We start from the raw sequence: 1,760 nt of genomic DNA on the forward strand, positions 1-1,760 counted from the left end.
AGGCGTGAACTGAAGCGGGCTGCGCGGCGCGGCGACGTCGTCAACCGGAGGCGCGAACTCCATATCGACGTCGAACGCGTCGTCGAAGCTGTCGAACTCGCGAGGGGCTGGGGCTGTGCTCATGATCAGTTCACCGCACGGGACACGGCGGTATCCCGGATCAGGTCTTCGCGCTCGGCCGATGTCGGCTTGCCGCCGCGATAGGCATCGAACACTACAGTTCGGCGCCCGGCGTCCGCCGGCGTCATGGTGCGTGGCCGCTGGATGTCGCGTGGATCCTCGATCTGGGCCGCCAGATTGGCCGTCACGGCGCATCCGAAGTTGGATGACGACCGATTGTCGCCGGTCCGGCTCAGATTGCCCCAGGCGGTTCCGCACTGCGGCACGGCGGCGCGGATCGTCTGATAGCCGACGACCACGGGCGCGCGCGGATCCGGCGCGGCGTAGCTGACCACGGTGATGCGCTCTGGCGAGACACCGTAGGCCGCCAAGGCCGATTGGATGTCATAAGCGGTCTTCAGGGCCACCGGGTCGTTTCCGGCCGGGGCCTCGATGACCATCGGCACGGTGCCGACGTAGCGATAACGCCCGACCAGCTCTTGCAGCGCGCCGTTCTGCGCCGGCGACAGGCCGCTGTCGTGAACCGCCAGAGCGATCCGGTCGAGATTGGGCTCGACCTGGAGCTGATAGCGCGATGTCGGCGTCAGCGGCGGCTCGCCGCCCAGGCTGGCGGGGCCGCCGACGCAGGCGCCGAGCCCCAGGGTCGTGGTCGTCAGAAGCGTGGCAATCAGGGTGCGAGTCATGGATTTGCTCACTCGATCACGTAGCCGACCGAACCGGCCGGGGGCGCATTCGGCAGTCCGTAGACCTGGTTCAACTGGCCAAAGAGGATGGTCTGGCTGTCCTCTGCGATGCGCAGGCCATCGGCCGGCGTCTGCATCCGCGACGGCGAGGTCGGGCTGACGATGTAGGGCTCGACGATGACGACCAGTTCGGTTTCGCCCATCAGATAGTCGCGTGAACGGAACAGCGATCCCAGCACCGGCAGGTTCGTGACGCCCGGCAAAGAGTCTACAGTCTGGCGGCTGTTTTCCTGAAGCAGGCCGGCGATCATCATTGATCCGCCCGAGGGGATTTCGATGGTGTTTTCGCTGCGGCGGACCGTCAGACCCGGCAGGGTGATCGACGAAGCCGTCCCCGCACCGATGGTCAGGCCGCCTTGGGACGACAGTTCCGAAACCTCGACCTTAACCTGCAGGCTGATGCGGCCGCCGGATAGGACGACCGGACGGAACGATAATCCGACACCATAGGGCTTGTACTGGACGGTGATCTGCCCTTGGGCGTCCCGGCTGGCAGGCACAGGGAATTCCCCGCCCGCGAGGAAGCTGGCGGCCTCGCCATTGATCGACGTCAAGTTGGGCTCGGCCAGTGTCCTGATCAGACCCACGCGCTCGAAGGCCTGCAAAAACGCTCCGCCTCGCACTAGGCCGCCCGAGGTGGGATCCTCGGTTACGACTCCAGCATTGATCCCACCCTGCAGTGAACCATTGACGCCCCATGTCGGCGCATTGCGCAGGAGCCATTGGGTGTCAGTGAGCCGTCCGGCAACAGCAAGGGTGTCGAAGCCCAGCTGTTTGATCGCACTGCGCTGCACCTCCACCACACGAACCTTCAGCGTCACCTGATCCGAGCCCGGAACGGTGATCAGGTTCAGAACCTTCTCAGGCGCCGAAACGAAGGCGGCGGCGATGCGGCTG

The 1,760-nt window shown here is 65.7% G+C and carries 2 protein-coding genes; both read right to left on the minus strand.

Going from position 1 to position 1,760, the window contains the following annotated elements:
• Positions 1–125: 125 nt before the first annotated feature.
• A complete protein-coding gene (locus B3T77_RS07635; protein WP_292078597.1) occupies positions 126–803 on the minus strand; it encodes a CpaD family pilus assembly protein in 678 nt (225 codons plus the stop codon).
• An 8-nt stretch (positions 804–811) separates the two neighbouring features.
• Positions 812–1,760, minus strand: a 949-nt coding sequence (locus B3T77_RS07640) for a type II and III secretion system protein family protein (protein WP_292078598.1), incomplete at its 5' end; no start/stop codon positions are given.

Origin of the sequence: Brevundimonas sp. UBA7838, assembly GCF_002500885.1 — a bacterium.
Classification (GTDB): Bacteria; Pseudomonadota; Alphaproteobacteria; order Caulobacterales; family Caulobacteraceae; genus Brevundimonas; species Brevundimonas vesicularis_C.